1 protein-coding gene and 1 pseudogene are annotated in these 1101 nt (G+C 30.8%); both read left to right on the top strand.

Annotation, left to right across the window (positions count from 1 at the left end):
• A pseudogene (locus J3U35_RS06555) lies at window positions 1-539 on the top strand (hypothetical protein); the annotation flags it as partial.
• Window positions 540-549: 10 nt separating this feature from the next.
• Window positions 550-912, top strand: a complete 363-nt coding sequence (locus J3U35_RS06550) for a hypothetical protein (RefSeq protein ID WP_267360336.1) — start codon at window positions 550-552, stop codon at window positions 910-912.
• The last annotated feature ends 189 nt before the right edge of the window (window positions 913-1101 follow it).

Genomic DNA, 1101 nt, shown 5'->3' with positions numbered 1-1101 from the left:
CCCGTTCACTACGCTTATTAAAATACGCCCGCATCAAAATAACCGGCACTGAAGTCAGAACGAAAGTACATTATAAAATTGAAGCGTTAGAGATTGAATTAGATGAGATTAATTGGAATAATTTTGTTGAAAAGGGAGAGAGAGGATCTTTAACCGGCAAACCAACTGAAATACCACTTTCAAGTACTTCTGAAAATATACGCTCAATTATAAGAGAAAATGAAAGTGCTCAAATTCTTTCAAAGAATGGTTATCATGTGGAACAGAATCCCATTACATCAGGAATAAAAAACCCAGATTACAAAATTAATGGTGAAATATTTGATAACTATGCTCCAAGTTCAAATAATGTTAGGAATATTTGGGCTGGCGTTGAAGATAAAGTGCTTAAGGGGCAAACAAACAATGTAGTTATTAATATATCTGATTCTAAAGTGACGATAGATGCTCTTGAAGAACAGTTTTCTAAATGGGAGATTAAAGGATTGGATAAAATAATTGTTATAGATAAATCAGGAAATATAACTAGAATTAAGTGAGATAAATATTATGGCAATAGATATAACATGCTATACAACATTAGATGCAGAGTTATTAAATAAAAAAATTAGTAAGGTTAAATCAGATTATAAAGATATTTTTGATAAATCATATATTATTTATTTGGCTTCACCAATTTTAGAACGAAAACAATTAGAGTTTATTAGTGATAATCAGAAAAGATATTCTCTAGAAAGTAAGTTATTAATTGCTGAAGAATTTGGTTTAGAAGGTGCTAGATCATATTTTATGGTATCGGTAAATGATAAATCCTTTCCGGAAATGAATACATCAGAAATAGCAGATCTTTTACGCTCAGAGCTAGGAAAAGAAAATATCATTGTATTGCTTAACAATGAGAAATTAATTTAATTTTTTCCCCGATCAATAGATTGGGGACTTTCATCTATTTTTTGATCTCTATCACAAGCTTAATCATTATTTTATTCAGCTCAAAGTTAATGATGAACGTTAGCCCTATATAAAATTAGTGGATGTCATCTTTGACCGACAAACACAGCACCGAGCCTGGTATCAAGATGTCCCCTTACAGATATTGGG

Origin of the sequence: Gilliamella sp. B2717, from assembly GCF_026536675.1 — a bacterium.
Lineage (GTDB): Bacteria > Pseudomonadota > Gammaproteobacteria > Enterobacterales > Orbaceae > Gilliamella > Gilliamella apicola_I.
This window is presented reverse-complemented; position numbering and strand designations above follow the sequence as displayed.

Coding starts and splice junctions, on each gene's coding strand:
- J3U35_RS06550 (WP_267360336.1), top strand. CDS start 550: ATGGCAATAGATATAACATGCTATACAACATTAGATGCAGAGTTATTA.